The organism is Gilliamella sp. B3172 (assembly GCF_026536465.1).
GTDB lineage: Bacteria > Pseudomonadota > Gammaproteobacteria > Enterobacterales > Orbaceae > Gilliamella.
Map to the genome: position 1 here is coordinate 50,816 of NZ_JAFNOA010000011.1, position 23,900 is coordinate 74,715.

The following is a 23,900-nucleotide window of genomic DNA, read 5'->3' on the forward strand; positions in this document are numbered from 1 at the left end:
AGAGCATAAAATGCGTATTGAGGCGAACTTGAACGGTTTTTTATTCGTAAAATAAATTATTGAAATACGACTGCACGGATTTTTTCAACATCCACTTGTTTCAGATATTGTATGATATTGGGGTATACTTTTTTGTGATAACCCAATTCCGGTTGCATCAATTCGTTTATTGCTTGCTCTTTTGTCCAGTTTTGAAAAACCAAACGGTACATCGCACTGACTACACCGGTGCGATCGCTACCATGCCAACAATGGATCAGAATCGGTTTAGGGGATTTGGCAATAGCGGTCAGCACTTCAATCATGTTTTCATCATTGATATCACCGGCTCGCATTCTAACCCAAACCTCAGAGAGGTTAGTATCGGTTAATCTACCACGATCGCTGTGCATTAATCGTAAATTAATGATAGTTTTAAAGCCCAGCTCATTAAGATTCTGTAGCTGTTTCGTTGTCGGTTGTTCGGCGCGATAAACATCATCAGAAATTTTATGAAAATTGCCGGGTAGTTCCAGCTGGTTTTTATTCGACAACTGGCAACCGGTGGTAATCAAAATTAAATAACACAACAATAATAGCATCACCAATTGTTTTAGTATGCTTGGATAGTTTGCTATTAGATGTTGTGTTTTATAATTCATCTTCAATAATTGATTCAGTGTTAAATTGACTGACGACGCTTTTGGATAAAGCTAAGGATATCTTCAACTTTTACCAGCGTTTTATCACCACCGGCACGATGTTTATATTCAACTTCGCCGTTATCTAAGTTTCTTTCGCCAATGACAATGGTGTGTGGAATACCGATAAGCTCAGCATCAGCAAACATAACGCCCGGGCGCTCTTTACGATCATCAAATAGTACTTCTATGCCAGCAGCTTGCAAGTCGGCATAGAGCTTTTCAGCCGTTGCTTGTACTTTTTCTGATTTATGCATGTTCATAGGTATAATCACAACACTGAAAGGCGCAATTGCTTCCGGCCATACAATCCCACGTTCATCATGACACTGCTCAATGGCAGCAGCAACAATACGGCTTACACCAATACCATAACAGCCCATGATCATCACATGATTTTGACCATCTTCACCTTGTACGGTGGCTTTCATTGCTTGTGAGTACTTAGTACCCAGTTGGAAAATATGCCCAACTTCGATACCTCGTTTTATTTGTAGCGTGCCTTTACCATCCGGGCTGATATCTCCTTCAACAACATTACGAATATCTTCGATGCGAGGAAGCGGGCAATCACGTTCCCAGTTGATATTAAAGTAGTGCTTATGATCGATATTAGCGCCTGCACTAAAATCACTCATTACAGCCACATCACGGTCAATAATAATTGGCATATTGAGATTAATTGGTCCCAATGATCCTGGTCCAGCTTTGACAATTGCCCGTATCTCTTCTTCGGTCGCAAATTCAAGAGGAGATGCCACAATATCAATCTTTTCTGCTTTAATCTCATTTAAACTATGGTCACCACGGACTAATAGTGCAACTAGCTGGTGCCCACTCTCTTTACTTGCTTTAACCATGAGTGTTTTAACCGTTTTTTCAATCGGTAATTCAAATTGTTCGACTAATTCCTCAATAGTTTTGGCATTAGGCGTATCAACTAATGTCATGGCACTTGTTGGCGCAAGGCGAGTTTGCGTTGGAGCTAATGCTTGTGCCATTTCAATATTGGCAGCGTAATCCGATTCGGTTGAAAAAACAATATCATCCTCGCCGCTGTCAGCTAATACCTGAAATTCGTGTGACCAGTTACCACCAATTGAGCCTGTATCTGCTCGCACCGCTCTAAAGTTTAATCCGGCACGAGTAAATACCGCACTATAGGCTTTATACATATCATCATAAGTTTCTTGAAGCGATTCTTGAGTGGTATGGAACGAATAAGCATCTTTCATAATAAATTCACGTGATCGCATCACGCCAAATCTTGGGCGAACTTCATCACGGAATTTTGTTTGAATTTGATAAATATTTAGCGGTAATTGTTTATATGAACTCACTTCATTACGCACTAAATCAGTAATGACTTCTTCATGGGTTGGACCTAAGACAAAATCACGATCGCCACGATCTTTAATTCTTAATAATTCCGGACCATATTGTTCCCAGCGTCCGCTCTCTTGCCAAATATCGGCAGGTTGAACAACCGGCATTAGCACTTCGATCGCACCGGCTTTATTCATCTCTTCACGAACAATGTTTTCAACTTTTTTTAGCACACGATAACCAGTCGGTAGCCAAGTATATAATCCTGCGGCAACTTTGCGGATCATTCCGGCACGTAACATTAATTGATGGCTAATGACTTCAGCATCAGCAGGCGTTTCTTTTAACGTAGAAAGAAGATATTTACTGGTTCGCATACGTTTATCCTGAAAAAATAATTTATCTATAAATATAATAAAAATGTTAGCTAGTTTAGCAGTACCTAACGTAACACTAAAGTAATTTTATTGTTATTTTTTTTGCAGTGGCATAATTGGTTTAAAAGAGTTTGGTTAGATCAACCCACAGATTTATGTAATTAGGATAGTGATTTTTATGCATTTCGTATCAAAAATGATGCCTTAGTAATTAGGAAGTTGGCTAGGTATCAAAAAAGATATGTTTATCCCATTGATTATATTTAATTTTTTATTTATTTGTGTGATGTAGATCACTTTAGTAACGTTGTTAAATTGATATCATACGCCCAAATTTTTAGGTATAGGAGAATCTTATATGGATAATGCTGTAGAAAACAAAGATGTTGTTGGGGGTACCAATGGGGTAAAATTACCTAAGTGGCGTAAAAGTGATACCTTATGGATGCTAAGTCTGTATGGCACAGCAATCGGGGCTGGCGTTCTGTTTTTACCAATAAATGCAGGTGTCGGGGGCTTGATTCCACTATTGGTGATGTTAGTCCTTGCCTTTCCGATGACATTTTATGCTCATCAAGCGTTATGTCGATTTGTTTTATCGGGTAAAAATCCTGAAGGTGATATCACGGTGGTGGTTGAAGAGGCATTTGGACGAACTGCCGGCAACTTTATCACGGTGCTCTATTTTTTTGCTATCTACCCGATTTTATTGGTTTACAGCGTTGGTATCACCAATACTGTTGATAGCTTTATGGTACATCAATTAGGCATGGCATCGATACCAAGGGCGTTATTATCTTTTGTATTAGTCGCTTTTTTAATGTCGATTGTTCACTTTGGTGAAGAGCTGATTGTCAAAGTGATGTCGATTTTAGTGTTTCCTTTTATTGCTGTACTGATGATTTTAGCGCTATTTTTAATTCCGGAATGGAATGGTGAAATTTTTTCTAACGTATCATTAAGTGGGGCCGGTAGTGACGGCAGTCAAAGTATTTTAATGACGCTGTGGCTGGTTATTCCGGTTATGGTATTTGCATTTAATCACTCTCCAATTATCTCTTCTTTAGCCGTTGCTAAACGCAAAGAGTATGGCGATGTTTACGCTGAACCAAAATGCTCTACAATTATTGCCGCAAGTAATATAATGATGGTTGTAACGGTCATGTTTTTTGTGTTTAGCTGTGCACTTTGCTTAACTCCTGCTGAGCTGTTGGATGCAAAAGCACAAAATATTTCGACATTATCTTATTTGGCAAACCGATTTAATTCACCTGTTATTGAGTATATTGGTCCCCCAATTGCGTTTATTGCAATGGCGAAATCATTTTTAGGGCACTATTTAGGGGGTAAAGAGGGCTTTAATGGCGTGATTAATAAAGCACTGCGTAGCTGTGATAAGACAATTTCACCGGCAAAATTAGATAAAATTGCCATTGGCTTTATGTTTATCACGGCCTGGGGAACAGCCACACTTAATCCGAGTATTTTAGGTTTAATTGAATCATTGGGTGGTCCAATTTTAGCGATACTGCTGTTTTTAATGCCAATGTATGCGATCAACAAATTACCGGCATTAGCTAAGTATCGTGGCAAATTAAGTAATATATTTATTGTCATTATGGGTTTGATTGCTATTTCAGCAGCGATTTATAATTTGCTTTAAGCTTGAATTTATCAGTAATGATGACCATTTAAAGAAAAAATCCGCTTAGGTTAATAGGCGGATAAATATTCTTCAAGTTGATAGCAATTGTGTTATAAAGCAGTCCTAATTTTTCATTCTAAGCGTGAGGCGTTTTGTCCTAACTGGTGGTTGTTAAGCTTTTAACACAGATGTTTGTTATCCAATTTGTTTGAGTAATCTATAAAGTTTTTATCAAAAAGGCTCAGTTACATTGGGCTTTGAAAAGGGAAAAATATGAGTTCGGTATTTGAAATATTTAAAATCGGTATTGGGCCGTCAAGTTCACATACAGTCGGACCAATGCGAGCTGGAAAAGCATTTGTCGATGAGCTGATAAGTCAAGGGTTGATGCCGTCTGTAACCAAAATTGTAGCAGATGTTTATGGTTCATTATCACTAACTGGTAAGGGGCATCAGACCGATATCGCCATTATTCTGGGGCTGGCTGGTGAAAAACCCGATACCGTCAATATTGATAACATCCCGATATTTATTGAAAAAATCAGTCAGACTAATCGGTTACCGATTTATGACAATCGTTATGAAATTGATTTTCCACTAGCTGAGTGTATGGTTTTTCATTCTAAATTTTTACCATTACATGAAAATGGTATGACATTAAGCGCTTATCATGGCGATGAGCTGCTGTTTCAAAAAACTTACTACTCTGTTGGTGGGGGCAAAATTGTTGAAGAGGCGCAATTTGGTCAGCAAGAACAAAATCCGGTTTTGTTGCCTTATCCATTTTCGACTGCCGCACAGCTATTAAAATCGTGTGAAGATAATTCGTTATCCATTTCCAGTATTATGATGAAAAACGAGCTGGAATTGCACTCTTATGAAGAGATTGAAGACTATTTTCATCGTGTCGGGCAGACTATTTTAGATTGTATTAAACGTGGCATGAACACCGAAGGGTTATTACCCGGCCCGCTTAAAGTGCCACGCCGAGCGTTTTCCTTGTACCGTCAATTATCGACCACCAAAGATAATATTATCAGCGATCCTATGGTCATTATTGATTGGGTCAATATGTTTGCCTTAGCGGTGAGTGAAGAAAATGCTGCCGGTGGGCGGGTTGTCACGGCGCCAACTAATGGTGCATGTGGGATCATTCCTGCGGTGCTTGCCTATTATGATAAGTTTATTAATCCTGTTACGCCGGATATCTCAATGCGTTTCTTTTTAACTTGTGGCGCAATTGGGCAGCTTTATCAAAAAAATGCCTCAATATCGGGTGCAGAAGTAGGGTGTCAGGGTGAAGTTGGTGTTGCTTGCTCCATGGCTGCCGCTGGGCTTGCTGAGCTTTTAGGTGGGAATCCGCAACAAGTTTGTATGGCCGCTGAAATTGCCATGGAACATAATTTAGGTTTAACTTGCGATCCGGTTGCCGGGCAAGTACAAGTGCCATGTATTGAGCGTAATGCTATTGCTGCTGTTAAGGCAATTAACGCCACTCGTATGGCTTTAAGACGCACAACCGTTGCCAAAGTGTCGCTAGATAAGGTAATTGAAACCATGTATGAAACCGGTAAAGACATGAACGCTAAATATCGTGAAACATCACGAGGCGGGCTGGCAATTACCGTTCATTGTAGTTAATTTGCCGTTAACTGCGATAAGTTAATCCTTCAATTCGCCGATTAACAATTTGGCGAATTGAAGCGATCAAAGTTAATATTTCCAGCGCATGGTATTGACTTTAGAACGTAAAAAATCATTATTGGCCAGCATATCGACTTTTTCACTTTTTATTGAACGTAACTTTCTTTTTCGTTTAGCTTGCTCAGTTGATGTACTATGCATCAGTTCATTGTAGGCAAGTAAATTATTGAGCTGATCAAGTTCGCCCAATCCTTTTAGTACGTTAATCAGTGTATGTAAAGTAATGGATTCACCACTTTCGATGCGTTTAATGGTTGCTATGCCAAGCTCAGATTTTTGAGCAAGTTCTTGTTGTGATAAATTTTTTTCAATTCTGGCCATTTTTATTCTGCGACATAACATTGCAACCATTTCGGTTGTTTCATTCATGAGTTATCCTCAATATAGAGATAATGCATTGGGTTTCAAGCCTGTTATTTTGGGATTAATTGGGTAGTATATGGGTTAAACCTTCGATGATATCAGAAGCTAATAAACTGTATTTATTTAATTTTTCAGCCGCTTTATTACCTGCCAAACCGTGCAAGTAAACACTTACTGGGGCTGCTTGAGCGGCGGATAAATGACCGGCAATGAGTCCGGCTATTATGCCAGTTAACACATCACCTGATCCAGCCGTTGCCATACCATTATTACCCGATTGATTAATATAAGTCGGTTTGTGAGGTTGGGCAACGACGGTCTTAGCATCTTTTAACACACAAATGACATTGTGCTTTTGCGAAAAAGTTTTTGCTGTTGCGATTAAATTATGTTTAATTTCATCGATAGCGCGTTTGGTTAGGCTGGCCATTTCACCTAAATGTGGTGTAAGGATAATGGGCGATTTGGCTTGCTTAAGTAATGACAAATCTTGCGATAACACATTTAGTCCGTCAGCATCAATAATAATTGGCACGGTCGCATGGTTAAGCACGTAAGATAAAATCTGATGACTATCATCTGATACCCCCATACCGGGGCCGATAACAATTACCGAAGCCCAATTTATCCATGTTTCAAGTTCATTAAAATTAACGTGATTTGGTGTAAAAGGCGATAATAATGCTTCGGGGAGTTGGGATAATAAAATAGTGCTATTACAAATTGGTGTGTAAATACGTACTAACCCGGCGCCGGCTCGATAGGCGGCTTTAGCCGATAAGTAAGCGGCACCGGACATGTTTTGCGAACCGGCGATTGTCAATACTTTACCATAAGAGCCTTTATGGGAGTCATTTGCTCGCACCGGTAATAATTTATCGAGATCATCTTGCTCGAAAGTATAATGCGAAGCCGGTTTGTCAGCATAAATCCCAATATCGGCAATCGTTACTTTGCCGGCTAACTCAAGGCCGGGATAGAAGGATAATCCGAGCTTAGAATAGGCAAAGGTTACTGTCTGTTTCGCTTTTACCGCCGCACCTAATATTTTTCCGGTGTCGGCACACACGCCGGAAGGGATATCAATCGCTAGCACATCGGCATGACTTTGATTAATCAGCTCAATTGCCCGCAAAAATTCACCGCTAACATTGCGATTAAGACCGATACCGAAAATAGCATCGACAACCGTTGTATAGGACGAAAGTGAATCGGGTAACGATGTCATGACAGGGATTTGATAGTGCTGAGCGATTTTAATTTGCTGTAATGTTTGAGCCGATGCACTATTAGGTAAGCCAACTAAATAGACTGTCACATCGATATGGTGTAATTTGAGTAAACGCGCAACGGCAATGCCGTCTCCACCATTGTTACCATAACCACATATGAGCGCAACTCTGCTTAGGTTAAAATCTTCAGTTTGAAGTTGATTGGCGACCGCTAATGCCGCTCGTTCCATTAACACTAGTGAAGGCAAGCCGATTGTTTGCGAAGTATGAGCATCATAGTGCTGCATTTCAGACGAGGTAACTAAGTATTGCATGCAGTCTCCTTGTTGGTAACGATATGCCACACGCTGTGGCATATCTTTGAAGGGGTGAAAACGACTATTTGATTAACAAGGGTTTGTCTTGCTGATTTTTAATTTGTTGTTTTTCCAGACTATCTAAAATCTTTTTATGAATACCATTAAAACCACCATTACTCATAATCAATATGGCGTCGGTCGGTTTTGCGGATTTTGTGATCATTTCAACTAAAAGATCGATATCGCCCGACCAATAAGCCGGTTGAATACAGGCATCAACAACATCAACAACCAACCAAGGTAACTGTTCCGGTTGGAACATGTAAACTTCGTCAGCCCGCCCAAGCGACGGTGCAAGCTCATCTTTAGATATACCGAGTTTCATGGTGTTGGAACGTGGTTCGAGTACGGCTAAAATTCGGCGATTAGCACCAATTTTACTGCGTAATGCTTCTAACGTCGCTAAAATTGCGGTTGGATGATGCGCAAAGTCGTCATAAATTTCAATATTATTCACTTGACCATATAACTCTAAACGTCGTTTGGCATTGATAAATGAGCCTAATGCCTGACAAGCATCTTCAGCTTTAACCCCGACATTGTTGGCAGCAGCAATAGCCATTATGGCATTGTGCATATTATGTTCACCAACTAAAGAGTATCGAACTTCGCCTACTTTATTACCATTAAAGTAGACCGCAAAGTGGCTGGCATCGTTATTCATTCGTTGGGCTAACCAACCTGTTTCCGATTCAGTAAAGATTTGATCGCTCCAACAACCTTTGGCTAACACCTGTTTTAAATTGACATCTTCTTGAGGTGCAATAATCAGACCTTTACTTGGCACTAAGCGCACTAAGTGATGAAACTGTTTTTGAATTGAGCTGAGATCATCAAATATGTCAGCGTGGTCAAATTCTAAATTGTTCATTATTAGCGTTTTCGGGCAATAGTGCATGAATTTGGAGCGTTTATCAAAGAACGAACAGTCATACTCGTCAGCTTCAATAACAAAGAAATTTCCTTCGCCTAATCTGGCTGATATGTCAAAGTTTCCAGGTACGCCACCAATAACAAAGCCTTGCTTAAAGCCTTGTTGTTCTAAGATCCAGTTTACCATGCTGGCGGTAGTGGTTTTACCATGAGTACCAGCAACCGCAATCACCCAGCGATCTTTTAATACATTGTCATGCAACCATTGCGGTGCTGAGATATAAGGAATGTTATTATCTAAAATGTATTCCACACAAGGATTACCCCGTGATAATGCGTTACCAATAATAACTAAATCCGGTGTAGGATTTAATTGCGCTGGATCGTCGCCTTCAATGATTTCGACATTTTCTCGTTGTAATAAGGTGCTCATCGGCGGGTAAACATTTTTGTCTGAACCGGTGACTTTGTGACCTAGTGAGCGGGCTATTAATGCAATTCCTCCCATAAATGTGCCACAGATACCAAGAATATGAATATGCATTTTTAGTCCTTAACTTTGTATAAATTGTAGTAAAAAATAATGGTTTTGTTACCAGTTTGGTTAAATAGGTTTTTTGAAGTAGTTTCGTTAATTATAGTCGATTTTTATGGCTTATGCGATAGGCCATAAATGCCTTATCATTAATTTTGCAGCTTGATTGCCTCGAAACTCATCGACACCTAAGTGATAAACGATTGTTACATTTTTGATTGACTGATCAGGCCATTTAGTTGTATCAGCATTGAAATATATCCCTTCAATAATGGGTCCGCCTTGTTTGGGCTCCAGTACTAATCTAAGATGTTTTTCGGCAAATAACTGCTGTCTGTGAACGATAAACTCACCGTCAAAAATTGGTTCGGAAAAGCCTTCTCCCCATGGGCCGGAATCTTTTAGCTGTTTGGCTATAGCATAATTGAAATCTTGACCGGCTATCTCACCGTCGGTTTCAATCACTTGTTCAAGCAGTTCATCATTTAATACTTGATCAACCAGTGCTTCAAAACTGTCGGTAAAATGGGCTAAATCTTGTTCTCGAATAGACAAACCCACCGCCATAGCGTGTCCACCAAAGCTGACTAAAAGATCAGGATGAAGCTGATCTAACTGTTCAATCAGATCACGCAAATGTAAACCAGCAATCGATCGGCCGGAGCCTTTTAATAGACCGTCTTGTGTTGAAGCAAATGAAATCACTGGTCGATAGTATTTCTCTTTCAACCGAGCCGATAATATCCCAATAATCCCTTGATGCCATTGTGGATGATGAACAACTAATGCACTAGGAATTGCCGCTTTTTGTGTTTCTATCTTTTCAATAAGCGATAACGCTTCTTTATGCATTGTTTGTTCGATTAATTTGCGATCGTTATTTAACGCATCAAGTTCGGTTGCTTGTTTAATGGCAGTGTCAAAATCATCACAGAGTAATAATTCCACTCCCAATGACATATTATCCATTCTTCCTGCGGCATTTAAGCGCGGCGCAATATAGTAAGCAAGATCGATAGAGGTAAAACAAGCCGCCTCTTTTTTCGCAACTTGCAATAATGCTTTGATACCAGCACAACAATAACCGGAACGAATCCGATTGACTCCTTGATGTACTAATATACGATTGTTATGATCTAATTGCACCACATCAGCAATCGTTCCTAAAGCCACTAAGTCCAGTAAGCTGGCAATGTTATATTCTTCTAAGTTATTGCTAGCAAACCAGTTTTCCTTGCGCAATTTAGCCCGTAAAGCCAGCATTAAATAAAACGCCACACCTACGCCGGCTAAATGTTTAGAAGGGAAAGCGCAATCAGGCAAATTCGGATTGACTATGGCATCAGCATTAGGTAACTGCTCCGGACATAAGTGATGATCGGTGATGATAACCGCAATATTCGATTGTTTGGCAAATTCAACCGCATCGAATGAAGATATCCCATTATCGACAGTCACAATAAGATCGGCTTTTTGAGCTATGGCTTTCTCAACCACACTGGTGCTTAAGCCATAACCGTCTTGAAAACGATCAGGTATAATATAATCAACAAATTGGCACCCCATTTTTTTTAGGGCTCTGACTGTTAAAGCGGTGCTGGTTGCGCCGTCGGTATCAAAATCACCGACAATCATAACACGTTGATTATTTTTCATTGCTTGATAAAGCAATTCGACAGCATCATTGATGCCATCTAAATTATCATAACCGGTTAAATTGCGTGTGGTATAGTCAAGTTCTTTTATTGATTTTACGCCTCGTAGTGCATAAATTCGCTGCAATAGTTGCGGAATATCTTTCGGTAATTCCGGAAGCGATTGCGGTAACGGACGATGTAATAATCTATTTTTTCTCATAATGTAAATGTTAGCGCATTGGCGCTAACATGGATATTAAATTGGTGCTAAATTATTAATTAATCAAAATGTTTTAAGGATTTTTTTTATCTAAAATTTCAATTAACTTATCGGCCGGTACATAACCCGAAACAAGTTGTCCGTCAGGCAAAACAATGGCTGGCGTACCAGAAATACCTAAACTTCTACCCACATCAAATTGTTGGGTGACGTAAGGTACCATGCTTGTTGCTGGTGAGATTTTTTTGCCTTTGTAAGCATCGTCAAAGGCTGCTTTACGATCAGCTACGCTCCAAATTGACTGCATATTTTTTCCTGCTTCACTATTAACACCGCTTCGTGGGAAGGCAAAGTAGTGAACAGAAATACCCGCATCTAAATATTGATCAATATTTTCGTGGAGTAATTTACAGTAATGGCATGTATAATCAGTGAAAACCCAAATGACATACTTTTCATTTTTAGCTTGATAAACGATTGCATCTTTTTCAATTTTTTTAATTGCATTTAAATTATCTTTATTGGCAATATTTTCCGGTTCATCACCTTCAACGTTATAAAAAGGACCTTGTGTTAGATATTTCCCATCAGCAGTAACATAAAATATTCCGTCATCTGTGGTAACCGCTTTTAAGCCTTTTATCGGCGAATTATTAATTTTTATTGTATTGGAATTGTACCCCAGTTTTTCGAAGCTTTTTAAAATATCACTATTGCTTGCAAGCGCAGAGGTTGAAATTAATGCTAAAGCTAAAACTAATTTTTTCATTCAATTACCCTTATTTTTTGAACTTTTATGCTCGAGGATGATGTTTAGTGTGTAACTGTTTTAATCTCTCTGTTGCCACGTGTGTATAAATTTGCGTGGTGGATAAACTACTATGTCCAAGTAACATTTGTACAACACGCAAATCGGCGCCATGATTAAGCAAATGTGTTGCAAACGCATGCCGTAGTACATGGGGAGATAGCGAGTCAATATTAATCCCGGTTAGTATGGCATAATATTTTATCCGATGCCAGAACGTCTGTCGTGTCATTTTTTTGCCCAATCGACTGGGAAACAGGATATCAATTGGCCCGGTTTTTAACAGATCATTACGGGCATATTTAAAGTAGTATTCAAGCCAGTAGACTGCTTCTTCCCCTAACGGGACTAGCCGTTCTTTATTGCCTTTACCGATAACTCTTATCACTCCTTGCCGAAGGCTAATATCACTGATTTCTAAATTAACTAATTCAGAAACCCGCAAACCTGTTGCATAAAGCACTTCTAACATGGCTTTATCACGTAATTCGATTGGATCGTCTATACTAGGCGATTGGAGTAAAGCATCAACTTGTGATTCAGTGAGATCTTTCGGGAGCTTTTTCGGTAGTTTGGGCGCGGATAAAACCGCTGACGGATCGTCAGTGCGATAATTTTCTTGATATAAGTACTGGAAAAAGCGTTTAGTTGCGCTCAGTAACCGGGCTGAACTACTGGCTTGGTAACCGGCATTGACTCTCGACATCAAAAATTCTTGCAAGTTATGCGTTTGTGCGTTGACAAAATTAACTTGTTGCTGTTGTAGCGATTGGCTTAATGCATATAGATCGTGCCGGTAAGATTCAACCGTATTTTCGGCTAAATTGCGTTCTAACCAAATTGAATCTAAAAATTGTTCAATTAACATTTTATTTTGTGGTGGTATATCTTTTTCAGACATAAAAAGCCTGCTCTTTATGACACGTATTGCAACTATTATATACCAACAAGAGTCAAGTTGCAGTTTCGGCGAAAAGATTAGACGAAGCTTATTCAATTGAGTTTATATTGCTATAAATTTACCCATTTTTATACTTAAACATAGGGTATTTCTGAAACTTCTTGTCAAACGTTGCTAAAAGGATTTTAATTTATACATTGTTTTGTATTTTTTTTATTTTCTGATATATACTTCCTGCCAAAATTTGGGCTGTTCACTTTATGATCATGTTGAAACGAAATATCTATTGTCTTATTGCGTTATATATTTTTTTTGTAATTGGTATTGAGACCTATACCTATTGGCATATCCAACTTCGCCCTTGGCAACCAAAATCACCATTAGGGCGCCTTGAATATTATTTCAGTTTTTTTACTGTGCTTTCAAATATTCTGTTAGCGGTAAGTTGCATATTTTTAAGCTTAAATCCTCAATGTGATCGATATGGTTTTAAGGTGATTCGGCTAAATGGCTTAATTGGTGTAGTCATTACGGCTATTGTTTATAATTTAGTTTTAAGAAAGATTCATATACCTCCAAACAGCATCGCCCGGTTTGCCAATGAAAGTTTACATGTTATTGCGCCTGCTCTGGCTGTATTGACTTGGCTGATTTGGGGACCATTTAGGCGTATCAATTTTAAGGTCGTAATGGGTTCAGCGCTTTCGTTGTTGGCTTATGGGGTTTATATTTTTGTGCGTGGTTATTATACTAATCGATACCCCTATCCATTTATCAATGTTACTCGCATTGGTTATCCCAAAGCTTTGCTTGCTGCCGGTATCGTTTTCCTCATGTTTGTAGCCTTAGCTTTATTGTTTTGGGGTATAGATGCCTTAAGGAGACGAAAATGAAACTGTATATCTATGAGCACTGTCCATTTTGTGTAAGAGCAAGAATGATATTTGGTTTAAAACATATACCCGTTGAGCAACATGTTTTGCTGAGTGATGATTTTAAAACGCCCGAAAAGATGATTGGCAAAAAAATGGCGCCGATTTTGCAAAAAGCGGATGGTAGTTATATGCCGGAAAGTTTAGATATCGTCGAATATATTGATAATAACTATGGTAAGCCTATTTTAACCGGCGCTAAATCTCCCCAAATAGCCGACTTGATTAAACAGCTACAGCAATATGATTATAAGCTTGAAATCCCTCGTTATATCAAGCTAGGGTTAGCGGAATTTGCCACCCAAAGTGCGATTGATTATTTTATTAACAGTAAATTGGCAAAAATTGGTTCTATCGACGAGTGTTTAGCTCAAAGTGAAAAATTAATTTTAGCGGTGAGTGAAATTTTAAACCAGTTTGACGCTGTTATTGTTTCGCAAAATGCGTGTAATGGCGAACTATCGTTAGATGATATTTGCTTATTTCCGGTGCTACGTAATTTAACCTGCGTGAAAGGGTTAACTTTTCCACCGAAAATAAAAGCCTATCTTTTATCTATGGCGGCAGATAGCGGCGTGGATCTATTTTTTGATAGAGCTATTTAAGATTGTCGTTATTGCAGATTGCATTCGATTCCTGCTGGGGAAAGAGTACAAGCAAAATAGGAAGAAAACTTGTACTCTTTTTTTTAATCCATTAATAATAAAATCTAACGTCCTTAATTACCCAATTTAATATCGATTACTTCGATATTATCTTTACCACCGTAGATATCATACCAAGGGGTAGCATATTGTTTTAAAATTTTATTGAGGTGTTCAACATTTTCACGTCCGGTTTTATCTAACCAACGTTTTAGCTCATCTTTACCACCTTTAGCATAAGCGGCAACACCTTCAAACCATGTAGCTCGACCACCTAAAATACCACTATATTTTGCGCCGTGTTCACCGGCAAAAATTAGTTCTTCATGGAAAGTCTTCGTCGGTACGCCGGCACTTAAATAGATGAAAGGACGAGTAGCGGCATCGCTTGCTTGTTTAAAATAGTCTGCTGCTTCTTTTTGGGAATAAACCACAACGTTATTATCATTAAAGCCTTCGACATTTTTGAAAAGTACCGGTACTTCAACTTTTAACACATCGATGTAATAGTGATCTTTAGTAAATTCTTCAATAGTTTTAATCACTTTTTGTGGTTTAATTTTGGCAAATTCGGGGCTCTTATCATCGGTGATTTGATCGTCATAGACAATTGGCTCAACAAAAACAGGAATATCAGCAGCTCTTGCTTCGTTGCCTAAGCGTTCTAAAAATGCATGCTTTTTATCTAAAATATCTTGTGGATCATCGGGATTGTAGTAAACCAATACTTTTGCAGCATCGGCACCTTTTTTGATAAGGCGTTGGAGTGAGTCTTCGGGCAAAATATCGGGTAAACGTCCCGGCGTATTGGCATCATAGCCTGTTTTTTCATACGACATGATTAATCCGGCATTCTCATTTTTTGCTGCCATGCCTTTATAACCGTATTGCTCATCAAGTAAAATTGCACTGACATATTTTGTCAATTCTTGAGAAACCAGCTCCTTAAATTCATAGACCATATCAACGTGATAACGATCTTTACCGACTGCGGCTTCCATCATTTTGACCATTGAGCCGCGTTGGTCGATAGCTAAAGCGGCAATCACACCATCTTGGTTTGATAATTGTTGCATACGGTTAAATTTGCCGCGAGAAATACGTTTTATAGCCATTTTCAACTCTCCATTTAATAATGAGAAATTATTATAGATTGGATGAATGACCGTTTATTAATCATTTGTGCTAGTTTCAATCCAATTCTACATTTAATTGATTTAATTAGTTGATATGATAACTGATGTCACTATTATGTCATTAATAAAACAGGTTTCAAATGATAATTTCTTCACAATAAAAAGACGTTCGGGTATAGTAAGGCAGCATAACCGACTGTTTGTAAACAATAATTTGCAAGGATTACTATGTCAGACTTTGTTTCACACGCTCCATTGCGCAAACTCAATAATCAAGACTATAAAACGCTTGCGCTTTCTGCTCTGGGTGGGGCTTTAGAATTTTATGATTTTATCATTTTTGTCTTTTTTTCTATCACCATTAGTCATCTGTTTTTTCCGCAAGATATGCCGCAATGGCTAAGTCAAGTACAAACCTTTGGTATTTTTGCCGCTGGCTATCTGATTCGCCCGTTTGGTGGCATTGTTATGGCGCATTTTGGTGATCTGTTTGGTCGCAAACGAATGTTTACACTCAGTATTTTGCTTATGGCACTACCCACCTTGTTTATTGGTTGTTTACCCACTTATGCCAGTATTGGTATTTTTGCGCCGATATTACTCCTACTCATGCGGCTTTGTCAGGGTTTAGCCGTTGGCGGCGAAGTGCCAGGCGCATGGACATTTGTGGCTGAGCATGTTCCCAGAAATAAAATCGGTTTAGCCTGTGGCATTTTAACCAGCGGATTAAGTTTAGGTATTTTACTTGGATCGTTAGTTTCAACCGTCATGAATAAAAGCTTATCTCCAGCACAAATGGTTGATTGGGGGTGGCGTATACCCTTTATTATCGGCGGTATTTTTGGCTTAATTGCGATGTATTTACGTCGTTGGTTGAAAGAGACCCCAATTTTTCTTGAGATCCAAAAACGTAAACAGCAAGAACAATCCCAAAAATTACCGGTAGTAACAGTCTTAACCCAATATCTGCCGCAAACCATACTATCAATGTTACTTACTTGGGTGTTATCAGCAGGCATTATGGTGATAATGCTCATGACCCCAATTTTATTACAAAAACAGTTTGGCTATTCGGCTATAGAAGCGTTACAAGGTAATATATTAGCCATTATCGGGTTGATTATTAGTTGTACTTTTTATGGCATGATGATGGACAAATTTGCGCTGGCAAAAGTGCTTTTAATTGGTTGTATTATTGCCGCTGTGATGATAGCGATCTTTTTTGGCTCATTAGATAACGCTCAGCTACTATTTATTACCTATCCGCTAGCGGGCTTTAGCGTCGGTATTGTTGGATCGTTTGCTTATTTTATGGTGAAAGTCTTTCCAACTTCGGTGCGTTATAGCGGTGTGTCGTTTTCCTTTAATATGGCGTATGCCATTGCGGGTGGTTTAACGCCATTACTAATCTCATTTTTTAGTGATTTTGTGAGTAAAATGGCGCCGGCAATTTATGTTGTAGGACTATTTTTACTGGGTACATTAGTTGGGCTATTTTTATTAATTAATAATAATACTCAAAAATATATAGCAAAAGACATCTCATAAAACTCAATAGGCAATAAAAAGTTTGAGGAACGAGGTTTTTTTACGTTCCTCAACTATTGCTTTTACTCAATTTTACTGCTTTTTCCCAGCTCAATAGTTCGAATGACTCCAGCTTTCACGCTTCGTTGTAACCCTGCGGCAAAATCACTATTATTTAGTTCATACAAACTATGCATTCCAACTCCGGCTGGCGAGTTATTAATATCAAGCAATTGCCTTGGATGTTTTTGACTTAATTGAAGCATTGAGGCTGCGCCGTGTAAATTTTCAATTGCAATGCGTTTTGCCATATCTCGGGGCAATCCAACTAAAACTCCAGCATCAACTAACGATTCATAAAAATAATAAATATAATTCGGTCCTGCAACGGCATAGCCAGTAAAAATATCAAGCAGTGATTCGTCAATATATTCAAGTTTACCAAAACTTTTGAAGAATTGGGTGACGGATTTTTGTTTCGCAACAGCCTGATCATTCTCGTCGGTAGCAATACCTGAATAACCAAAACCTGTATCGGTAAGTGTATTTGGAATTGTTCTAATAACAGGAAGATCAACTTTTAAGGATTGTTTTATTTGGGCAATTGTTATTCCAGCAATGATTGAAATGATAATAGTCTCTTTAATATCCAATTGTTGAACAATGTTACGCCATGCATCTTGAGGTCGAACCCCCAATACAATAATATCTGCATTGACGATTTTAACAGTTGGGGTAACGCCATAAGTTGAATGTAAATAGTCTAAGCGAGATTTAACAATATCGTTCACTAATATATTTTGGGGCTCATATGTTTTATTATTTATTAAAGCGCTAATAATCGCTTCAGACATATGGCCACTACCTATAAATAAAATTGTACTCATACTTATCGTTCCTATTTATAATTGGCTAAAAATCATAACTACACCATATGTTTCACTGGCAGGTACGATAATCGTATCATTTTGTAAATTGTATTTAATTTTTCCTTTTTCTAGTGCTTGTTGGGTTTGCGCTAATGATTTTGTTGTGAAGCCTAAAGCAACTTTACGATCTTGGTCGTTATTCGCTTTACTTACTGACGAGCCAAAAAGATGCTGTATTGCATTTGGTGTAAGGTAATCAATAAATTTATCTTCAGCTTTTAGACGTACGCCTCCGTCAATTTCGATAATGTTTGCTAAAGGGAAAGTTTTTTCAAGCAATTTAATTGAGGAGCGGGGTTTTTGAGCTTCAATAATGACTTGATTAATATTTATTACACCATTTGGGTGCGTTTGCCACTCTTTACGCCAAACGAGTTCCGGGGTCAGTTGGTCGCAAAAAAAGATCTGTCCATTTGGAGTATAGGAAGGGTCTAATCTGACGGTTTTAAAACGCGCCTCAGGTTTAGTGCCATCATTTAATTCGACAGGTCTAAAAAAGGATTTAGGGCCGTCACCCTCAACTTTTATACTTTGGCTAACAAGTTGTTGATAAAGTTTGTTGGCATCTTTGGTTTTGAAAACTAATCCAGTTAGCCCGTCAGCAAAACACCAACTTTTATCTACTTTACCCGCATTTTGAGGTTCAAAACCTAAAAGCTCAAGATATGTGGTCGTAAATATCGCTAAATTGTTACTTGTTCCTAGTGAATGGTGGCCCCTTGGGGTTGTTGTGAATCCCAGTTTTTGATATTGAGAATTTGCTTGATCGAGCTGATCTGATACGGTGATTACAACATGATCAATTTGTGGACTAAGTATTGTCATTATATTCACTCCTTAAATATGAATAGCGGGAGACATATCAATTAATCGATGTGGATTCCATTCTTTACCAGGAACCGCATCAAGTAGATCTTTGGTATAAGATGCTGTCGGATTTAGAAAGACTTGTGATGCGATACCCTGCTCGACGATGTTTCCTGATTTCATTACAATAATATGATCACAAATTTGTGCAGCAACTCGCAGGTCATGGGTGATAAATAGAACCGTTAAATCCAGCTTTTTTTGTAATTGCGTTAATAGTTCAAGAACTTGTGCCTGAACTGAAACATCAAGCGCCGATACCGGTTCATCAGCAATCAATATTTTCGGCTCTAATGCTAATGCTCGAGCAAGGCCTATTCGTTGCCTTTGTCCTCCTGAAAATTCATGAGGATAACGGTTTAATGCCTCGCTTTCCAATCCCACCATGTTGAATAACTCTTTTGCTCTTTTGATTGCTTCGTGTTTGTTTGTTCCGTGAAGTATTGGTCCAATCGTAACTTGATCGCCGACTTTTCGACGTGGATTTAATGAGGCATAGGGATCTTGAAAGACCATCTGAATATGGCGTGAATATTGTTTAAGTTTTTTCCCTTTTAAATTGGCAATATCTACATCTTCAAAGTTGATTTGACCGCTGTCTATTTCTAATAATTTAATAATGCATCTGGCTAACGTTGATTTACCTGAGCCGCTTTCTCCCACAACGCCTAAAGTACTCCCTTTATGTAACTTAAAGCTAACATTATTAACCGCATAGGTTGTACGTCGGTTTTGCTTAAAAAAGCTATGGTTGTGATACGTTTTTGATAGGTTGTTCACTTCAAGAATAATCTCTTTATTAATACGTTGAACATCTCCAGGAGTAAGGGGAGGGACAGCGGCTATTAACGCTTGTGTATAAGGATGTGTTGGTGAATTTAACACGTCACTCGCTAAGCCTTGCTCAACAAGTTTTCCTTTCTGCATAACCGCAATACGAGTTGCAATATCAGCAACTACACCAAAATCATGAGTAATGAATAATACAGCGGTACCTTTACGTGATTGTAGTTCACGTATCAATTTCAATATGCATGCTTGAGTTGTGACATCTAAAGCTGTTGTTGGTTCATCAGCAATCAAAATAGCGGGTTCTAATGCTAATGCCATAGCAATCATGGCTCGTTGACGCTGGCCACCAGAAAGTTGATGTGGATAAGCTTTAGCAACAGACTGTGGATTGGGCATTTGCACATCCGTTAATAATTGGATAACTTTTTGATTAATCTCTTGTTTAGTTAACTTAGTGTGGATAGTGAACATTTCACTAATTTGATTAGCGATGGTTTTTAATGGATTTAGCGCAGTCATCGGGTCTTGGAAAACCATACCAATATGCGCACCACGAATTTTACGCATTTGTTCATCATGGTAAGTGAGTAAGTTGTTTCCGTCGAAATCAATCTCACCTTGAGAAGCAATAATACCGTCAGGTAATAATCCCATGATTGCATTGGATAATAAAGATTTACCCGAACCACTTTCACCAACAATACATAGGATTTCGTTAGCATAAAGATCGAGTGACACATCATTAACCGCATATTTTCGATCCGAACCATGAGGCAAATCTAGGGTTAAATTTTTAATAGTTAGTCTTTTTTGATTCATCGTTTTTTTAACCTTGGATTGAGTGCATCATTTATTCCTTGTCCAACTAATGATGCAGATAAAACGGTTAGCAATATTGCAATGCCAGGAATAGCTGAAACATACCATTGTTGACGTAATACTAGTCGCCCATTACCGACCAGATTCCCCCATGATGAAATATTGGGATCGGAAAGGCTCAAAAAAGCTAGGGCACTTTCCATTAATATCGCGGTTGATAAAATAACACTGGCATACATAATTACTGGCGGTAATGCGTTTGGTAAAATCTCTTTAAACATGAGTCTAGTTGAGCTCATGCCTATGGTTTTTCCCGCCTGAACAAATTCACGATTGCGTAATGATAAAAATTCTGCTCGAGTTAACCTTGCAACGGGTGGCCAAGAAACAACACCAATTGCAATCACCACAATATTGATTGTTGAACCAAATACCGCAACAGCAACGAGTAATAGTAAAAAGTTAGGTAAAATCTGGAATGCTTCTGTAAGGCGCATCAGTATGTCGTCAACCCATTTTCCGTAGAATCCTGAAATAGCACCAATAACCACACCAATAATAATTGCTATAAATGTTGAGATCAGTCCGATAATCAGTGATACTTTTGCACCATGAAAAAGCTGGGCAGCGATATTTCTTCCTGCCTGATCTGTTCCAAGAATAAATTTAGGATTTGTAAAAGGCCATTGTAAGGGGCGGCCAGCTAAGCGAAGTGGATTGCCAGGAAAAAACCAATCTGCGCTTAATGCAATTATGATAATTAATAACAGTAAAATTGTACCAATTCTAGCAATTGGGCTACGGAAATAGTCTTTTAATATCGCCATCATTAATGTCCTGTAATGCGTGGATCGAGCTTTGCGTAAAGCATATCGACAATAAAATTAATAATGATAACGAGTATTGCTGAAACAAATACTACGCCAAGTAAAGTGTTTAGATCTCTTTGTACTACAGAATCATAGGCAAGTCGTCCTAATCCTGGAATAGCAAAAATGGTTTCAATAACCACCGAACCGCCTAACATGGTGCCTGCTTGTAGACCGATTAGCGTTATCATTGGTAACATGGCGTTACGTAGTATGTGATTAACCAGTATCTGGCGGCTACTTAATCCTTTCGCTTTAGCTGTTTTTACAAAGTCTAAGGTCGATACTTCAAGTAATGAAGCGCGCATAATGCGTAAATAGATTGCTAGATAAACTAAAGCTAGGGTGGTAGTTGGCAAGATTAAATACCATGCAATATCAATAAATGCTGAAATACCCGTTAATGATTCGCCGATACTACCAAACCCACTAGGTGGTAACCAATTCAAATAAATTGAGAAGAAGACAATTCCCATGAGAGCTAACCAAAATGAAGGTGTTGAATAAAAAATTAGTCCCAGTACTGAAATGAGTGTATCTGGCCAACGATTCACTTTTTGAGCAGATAAAATGCCGAGAATTGTTCCGAAAGTAAATGCTAATAGCATTGCACAAACCATTAACAATAATGTAGCCGGTAAACGTTCCAGAATGATATGACTGACAGGTTTGTTATATATCGCTGATTGTCCTAAATCGAGATGTACTAATCGCCATAAATAATTGATTAATCTTGAACTTGTTGATTGGTCAAGTTCATAATGATGACGCATTTCATCAATAACGCTTGACTCGGCACCACCAATTTGGGCAAGTAAAGCATCCACTGTATCGCCAGGCGCCAATTGTAATAATAAAAATAGCGCAATTAGTATGATAACCAGTGCTGGAATCGTGGTTAATAATCGTCTAAGTGCTAAAGTCAGTATATGCGTCATCATTTCACCTTAACTTAGTGTTCTATCCATACATCAAACCAACTACTTGATGGCCAACGTGCTGTATTATGATGATTGTGTACTTTGTTATTAATCACTGAGATGAATTCACGTTCTGTTGCGAACCAGAGTGGTAGTTCAGTATTCACGACATCAACTAGTTGACCATAAAGTGCTTTACGTTTGACTGGATCTATTTCAGTTGCGGCACTATCGATTAATTGGTCGACAGCATCTGATTTCCAGCCATATTGATTTGTCCAAGGTGCTCCTTCAGGACTGCCAGAACGTAACCAAACAGTTGTCGATACTGCTGGATCGCCTCTATATTGGTGCCACCCTGTTGCAATATCAAAATCGTGGAGTTTATAAACGGCATTTAAAGCGCCAGCAGTGTCGAGATTAACGATAACCACATTAATGCCGACTTCAGCTAAAGATTGTTGGATAAATGTTGCAAAAAGTGGAACATCTTCACCATTATTAATATGGACTAATTTTAAGGTAAAACGAGTGCCGTCAGCTTTTCGTGGATAACCTGCTTCATCTAATAATTGTTCAGCTTTTTCTCTATCAAAAGGGTAAACAATTTTACTGTCTTTAGGGTAAAAAACGTTTGATGATGGAATAATACCTGTTGCAGGCTTACCAAATCCGTATAAAAAGTCATCGATGAAGAAAGGAATATCGAGTGATTGAACAATTGCTTTGCGAACGTTTAGGTTAGCAATGATCGGATTGCGGAAGTTAAATTCTAAAGTATTATTGAAAATATTTGCTTGAGAACCTTTTGTTAAAACCTCAAATTTTGAGTTTTGTTTGAATCGATTAATATCAGCAAGGCTTAATTTTGAGTAGGCACTTAAATCAATTTGTCCACTTTCAAGTGCAGCTGATGCTGAAGAGTTATCGTTAATAATGCGCCAGATTATTTTATCTAAATAAGGATATCCTTTTCGCCAATAATCAGCATTGCGTTCAACAATAATATGTTGTCCTCGTTGATATTCAACGAACTTGAATGGCCCAGTCCCTACAGGTGCTGTGTTATAAGGATTATTTAATACATCGGTGCCTTCGTACAAATGTTTGGGAACAACATAGCCAAGATCAACTAAAGCTCTTACTAGTAAATCTAATGGCATTGGACGAGAATAATTGAATACCACTGTATGGTCATCAGGTGTATCGACAGAGGTTAAATTAAGTTGTAATGTAGTTGAGAAATTTAATCTTTTTTTCCAAAACTCTAGTGCATTATATTTCACATCTTGTGATGTAAAGGGTTTACCGTCGTGCCATTTGACGCCTTCGCGTAATTTAAATGTTATTGTTTTTCCATCCGGTGAGGAAGTCCATGATGTAGCAAGAACAGGAACAATTTGACCATCTGCATCGAGATCGACTAATGATTCAACTACTTTTCCTGATACTTCATATACCCCCGTTGACGCGCGTAAAGCTGGGTTGAGAACTCTTTGTTCTCCAGAATAATGGACAACTAGTGTTCCACCTCGTTGCGGTGTTTTTTCATCCGCCATTGAATAAAATGGTAACAAAATTGAGAGTAGTCCTATAATAAATGTTTGTTTGATATTGAATAATTTCATGTATGCTCCTTACAATTGTTGTCACCATATTTTCGGTATTTATCACTATGAAATTTTTAGGATTTCACTATAAAAATTTTTAGTAACGTTGAGAAATGCCGATATCGCATATTTATATTACTTTTAGTTATATATTTACCCGCGAGGCTAACTTGTAGAATTTTTATTATCATCATT

At 38.4% G+C, this 23,900-nt stretch carries 20 protein-coding genes; 5 read left to right on the top strand and 15 right to left on the bottom strand.

Annotation, left to right across the window (positions count from 1 at the left end; all coding sequences use genetic code 11):
* Positions 1-56: 56 nt before the first annotated feature.
* Positions 57-641: a tyrosine-protein phosphatase gene (locus tag J3U37_RS11305; protein WP_267374956.1), complete on the bottom strand. Its 585-nt coding sequence runs from the start codon at positions 639-641 to the stop codon at positions 57-59.
* A gap of 20 nt (positions 642-661) precedes the next feature.
* The gene (gene proS, locus J3U37_RS11310; RefSeq protein ID WP_220218801.1) at positions 662-2,383 is read right to left on the bottom strand and encodes a proline--tRNA ligase; all 1,722 of its coding nucleotides are present in this window, start codon (positions 2,381-2,383) and stop codon (positions 662-664) included.
* A 358-nt stretch (positions 2,384-2,741) separates the two neighbouring features.
* On the opposite strand from proS, the gene J3U37_RS11315 reads away from it, so the two are divergent.
* Positions 2,742-4,046, top strand: a complete 1,305-nt coding sequence (locus J3U37_RS11315; RefSeq protein ID WP_267374959.1) for a serine/threonine transporter — start codon at positions 2,742-2,744, stop codon at positions 4,044-4,046.
* Positions 4,047-4,301: 255 nt separating this feature from the next.
* A complete protein-coding gene (locus J3U37_RS11320; protein ID WP_267374961.1) occupies positions 4,302-5,669 on the top strand; it encodes an L-serine ammonia-lyase in 1,368 nt (455 codons plus the stop codon).
* A 72-nt stretch (positions 5,670-5,741) separates the two neighbouring features.
* On the opposite strand, the gene J3U37_RS11325 is transcribed toward J3U37_RS11320, so the two are convergent.
* From J3U37_RS11325 to xerD, 6 genes are all read right to left on the bottom strand, one after another.
* Complete coding sequence (locus J3U37_RS11325) at positions 5,742-6,101, bottom strand: helix-turn-helix domain-containing protein (protein ID WP_267374964.1); 360 nt, start codon at positions 6,099-6,101, stop codon at positions 5,742-5,744.
* A gap of 55 nt (positions 6,102-6,156) precedes the next feature.
* Positions 6,157-7,641 (bottom strand): NAD(P)H-hydrate dehydratase, encoded by a 1,485-nt coding sequence (locus J3U37_RS11330; protein WP_267374967.1) that lies wholly within the window; start codon positions 7,639-7,641, stop codon positions 6,157-6,159.
* Positions 7,642-7,705: 64 nt separating this feature from the next.
* A complete protein-coding gene (gene mpl / locus J3U37_RS11335; RefSeq protein WP_220218806.1) occupies positions 7,706-9,103 on the bottom strand; it encodes a UDP-N-acetylmuramate:L-alanyl-gamma-D-glutamyl-meso-diaminopimelate ligase in 1,398 nt (465 codons plus the stop codon).
* 111 nt (positions 9,104-9,214) lie between these two features.
* On the bottom strand, positions 9,215-10,951 hold the full coding sequence (gene recJ / locus J3U37_RS11340; protein ID WP_267374969.1) for a single-stranded-DNA-specific exonuclease RecJ: 1,737 nt from the start codon (positions 10,949-10,951) through the stop codon (positions 9,215-9,217).
* Between the two features lie 73 nt (positions 10,952-11,024).
* On the bottom strand, positions 11,025-11,720 hold the full coding sequence (dsbC, locus tag J3U37_RS11345; protein WP_267329308.1) for a bifunctional protein-disulfide isomerase/oxidoreductase DsbC: 696 nt from the start codon (positions 11,718-11,720) through the stop codon (positions 11,025-11,027).
* A 25-nt stretch (positions 11,721-11,745) separates the two neighbouring features.
* Positions 11,746-12,645 carry a site-specific tyrosine recombinase XerD gene (xerD, locus tag J3U37_RS11350; protein ID WP_416380011.1) on the bottom strand — a complete coding sequence of 300 codons (900 nt, stop codon included), beginning with the start codon at positions 12,643-12,645 and terminating at the stop codon, positions 11,746-11,748.
* A 275-nt stretch (positions 12,646-12,920) separates the two neighbouring features.
* Here xerD and J3U37_RS11355 point away from each other — a divergent pair, with 275 nt between their 5' ends.
* Positions 12,921-13,553, top strand: a complete 633-nt coding sequence (locus J3U37_RS11355; protein WP_220218810.1) for a Pr6Pr family membrane protein — start codon at positions 12,921-12,923, stop codon at positions 13,551-13,553.
* Positions 13,550-14,197 carry a glutaredoxin 2 gene (gene grxB / locus J3U37_RS11360; protein WP_267374973.1) on the top strand — a complete coding sequence of 216 codons (648 nt, stop codon included), beginning with the start codon at positions 13,550-13,552 and terminating at the stop codon, positions 14,195-14,197. The genes J3U37_RS11355 and grxB overlap by 4 nt, the downstream gene beginning before the upstream one ends.
* A gap of 113 nt (positions 14,198-14,310) precedes the next feature.
* Here the strand turns inward: grxB and J3U37_RS11365 are convergent, their stop codons facing one another.
* On the bottom strand, positions 14,311-15,345 hold the full coding sequence (locus J3U37_RS11365; RefSeq protein ID WP_416380012.1) for a tagatose 1,6-diphosphate aldolase: 1,035 nt from the start codon (positions 15,343-15,345) through the stop codon (positions 14,311-14,313).
* Positions 15,346-15,600: 255 nt separating this feature from the next.
* Here J3U37_RS11365 and J3U37_RS11370 point away from each other — a divergent pair, with 255 nt between their 5' ends.
* Entirely contained in the window at positions 15,601-16,920 is a 1,320-nt protein-coding gene (locus J3U37_RS11370; RefSeq protein WP_267335686.1) for an MFS transporter, read from the top strand.
* Between the two features lie 62 nt (positions 16,921-16,982).
* Here J3U37_RS11370 and J3U37_RS11375 read toward each other — a convergent pair whose 3' ends face one another.
* From J3U37_RS11375 to J3U37_RS11400, 6 genes are read right to left on the bottom strand one after another with little or no spacing between them, the layout of a single operon-like run.
* Positions 16,983-17,786: a pyrroline-5-carboxylate reductase family protein gene (locus tag J3U37_RS11375; RefSeq protein WP_267374977.1), complete on the bottom strand. Its 804-nt coding sequence runs from the start codon at positions 17,784-17,786 to the stop codon at positions 16,983-16,985.
* Positions 17,787-17,801: 15 nt separating this feature from the next.
* Positions 17,802-18,653 carry a VOC family protein gene (locus J3U37_RS11380; RefSeq protein WP_267374979.1) on the bottom strand — a complete coding sequence of 284 codons (852 nt, stop codon included), beginning with the start codon at positions 18,651-18,653 and terminating at the stop codon, positions 17,802-17,804.
* A 12-nt stretch (positions 18,654-18,665) separates the two neighbouring features.
* Positions 18,666-20,306, bottom strand: a complete 1,641-nt coding sequence (locus J3U37_RS11385; RefSeq protein ID WP_267374981.1) for an ABC transporter ATP-binding protein — start codon at positions 20,304-20,306, stop codon at positions 18,666-18,668.
* A complete protein-coding gene (locus J3U37_RS11390; RefSeq protein WP_267374984.1) occupies positions 20,303-21,133 on the bottom strand; it encodes an ABC transporter permease in 831 nt (276 codons plus the stop codon). The genes J3U37_RS11385 and J3U37_RS11390 overlap by 4 nt, the downstream gene beginning before the upstream one ends.
* Positions 21,134-21,135: 2 nt before the next feature.
* Positions 21,136-22,113 carry an ABC transporter permease gene (locus tag J3U37_RS11395; protein WP_267374986.1) on the bottom strand — a complete coding sequence of 326 codons (978 nt, stop codon included), beginning with the start codon at positions 22,111-22,113 and terminating at the stop codon, positions 21,136-21,138.
* A gap of 14 nt (positions 22,114-22,127) precedes the next feature.
* Positions 22,128-23,723: an ABC transporter substrate-binding protein gene (locus tag J3U37_RS11400; protein ID WP_267374989.1), complete on the bottom strand. Its 1,596-nt coding sequence runs from the start codon at positions 23,721-23,723 to the stop codon at positions 22,128-22,130.
* Positions 23,724-23,900: the final 177 nt, after the last annotated feature.

Excerpts from the sequence above, each read along its gene's own strand:
- J3U37_RS11305 (WP_267374956.1), bottom strand. The coding sequence starts at position 641 with ATGAATTATAAAACACAACATCTAATAGCAAACTATCCAAGCATACTA.
- proS (WP_220218801.1), bottom strand. The coding sequence starts at position 2,383 with ATGCGAACCAGTAAATATCTTCTTTCTACGTTAAAAGAAACGCCTGCT.
- J3U37_RS11315 (WP_267374959.1), top strand. The coding sequence starts at position 2,742 with ATGGATAATGCTGTAGAAAACAAAGATGTTGTTGGGGGTACCAATGGG.
- J3U37_RS11320 (WP_267374961.1), top strand. The coding sequence starts at position 4,302 with ATGAGTTCGGTATTTGAAATATTTAAAATCGGTATTGGGCCGTCAAGT.
- J3U37_RS11325 (WP_267374964.1), bottom strand. The coding sequence starts at position 6,101 with ATGAATGAAACAACCGAAATGGTTGCAATGTTATGTCGCAGAATAAAA.
- J3U37_RS11330 (WP_267374967.1), bottom strand. The coding sequence starts at position 7,641 with ATGCAATACTTAGTTACCTCGTCTGAAATGCAGCACTATGATGCTCAT.
- mpl (WP_220218806.1), bottom strand. The coding sequence starts at position 9,103 with ATGCATATTCATATTCTTGGTATCTGTGGCACATTTATGGGAGGAATT.
- recJ (WP_267374969.1), bottom strand. The coding sequence starts at position 10,951 with ATGAGAAAAAATAGATTATTACATCGTCCGTTACCGCAATCGCTTCCG.
- dsbC (WP_267329308.1), bottom strand. The coding sequence starts at position 11,720 with ATGAAAAAATTAGTTTTAGCTTTAGCATTAATTTCAACCTCTGCGCTT.
- J3U37_RS11355 (WP_220218810.1), top strand. The coding sequence starts at position 12,921 with ATGATCATGTTGAAACGAAATATCTATTGTCTTATTGCGTTATATATT.
- grxB (WP_267374973.1), top strand. The coding sequence starts at position 13,550 with ATGAAACTGTATATCTATGAGCACTGTCCATTTTGTGTAAGAGCAAGA.
- J3U37_RS11370 (WP_267335686.1), top strand. The coding sequence starts at position 15,601 with ATGTCAGACTTTGTTTCACACGCTCCATTGCGCAAACTCAATAATCAA.
- J3U37_RS11375 (WP_267374977.1), bottom strand. The coding sequence starts at position 17,786 with ATGAGTACAATTTTATTTATAGGTAGTGGCCATATGTCTGAAGCGATT.
- J3U37_RS11380 (WP_267374979.1), bottom strand. The coding sequence starts at position 18,653 with ATGACAATACTTAGTCCACAAATTGATCATGTTGTAATCACCGTATCA.
- J3U37_RS11385 (WP_267374981.1), bottom strand. The coding sequence starts at position 20,306 with ATGAATCAAAAAAGACTAACTATTAAAAATTTAACCCTAGATTTGCCT.
- J3U37_RS11390 (WP_267374984.1), bottom strand. The coding sequence starts at position 21,133 with ATGGCGATATTAAAAGACTATTTCCGTAGCCCAATTGCTAGAATTGGT.
- J3U37_RS11395 (WP_267374986.1), bottom strand. The coding sequence starts at position 22,113 with ATGACGCATATACTGACTTTAGCACTTAGACGATTATTAACCACGATT.
- J3U37_RS11400 (WP_267374989.1), bottom strand. The coding sequence starts at position 23,723 with ATGAAATTATTCAATATCAAACAAACATTTATTATAGGACTACTCTCA.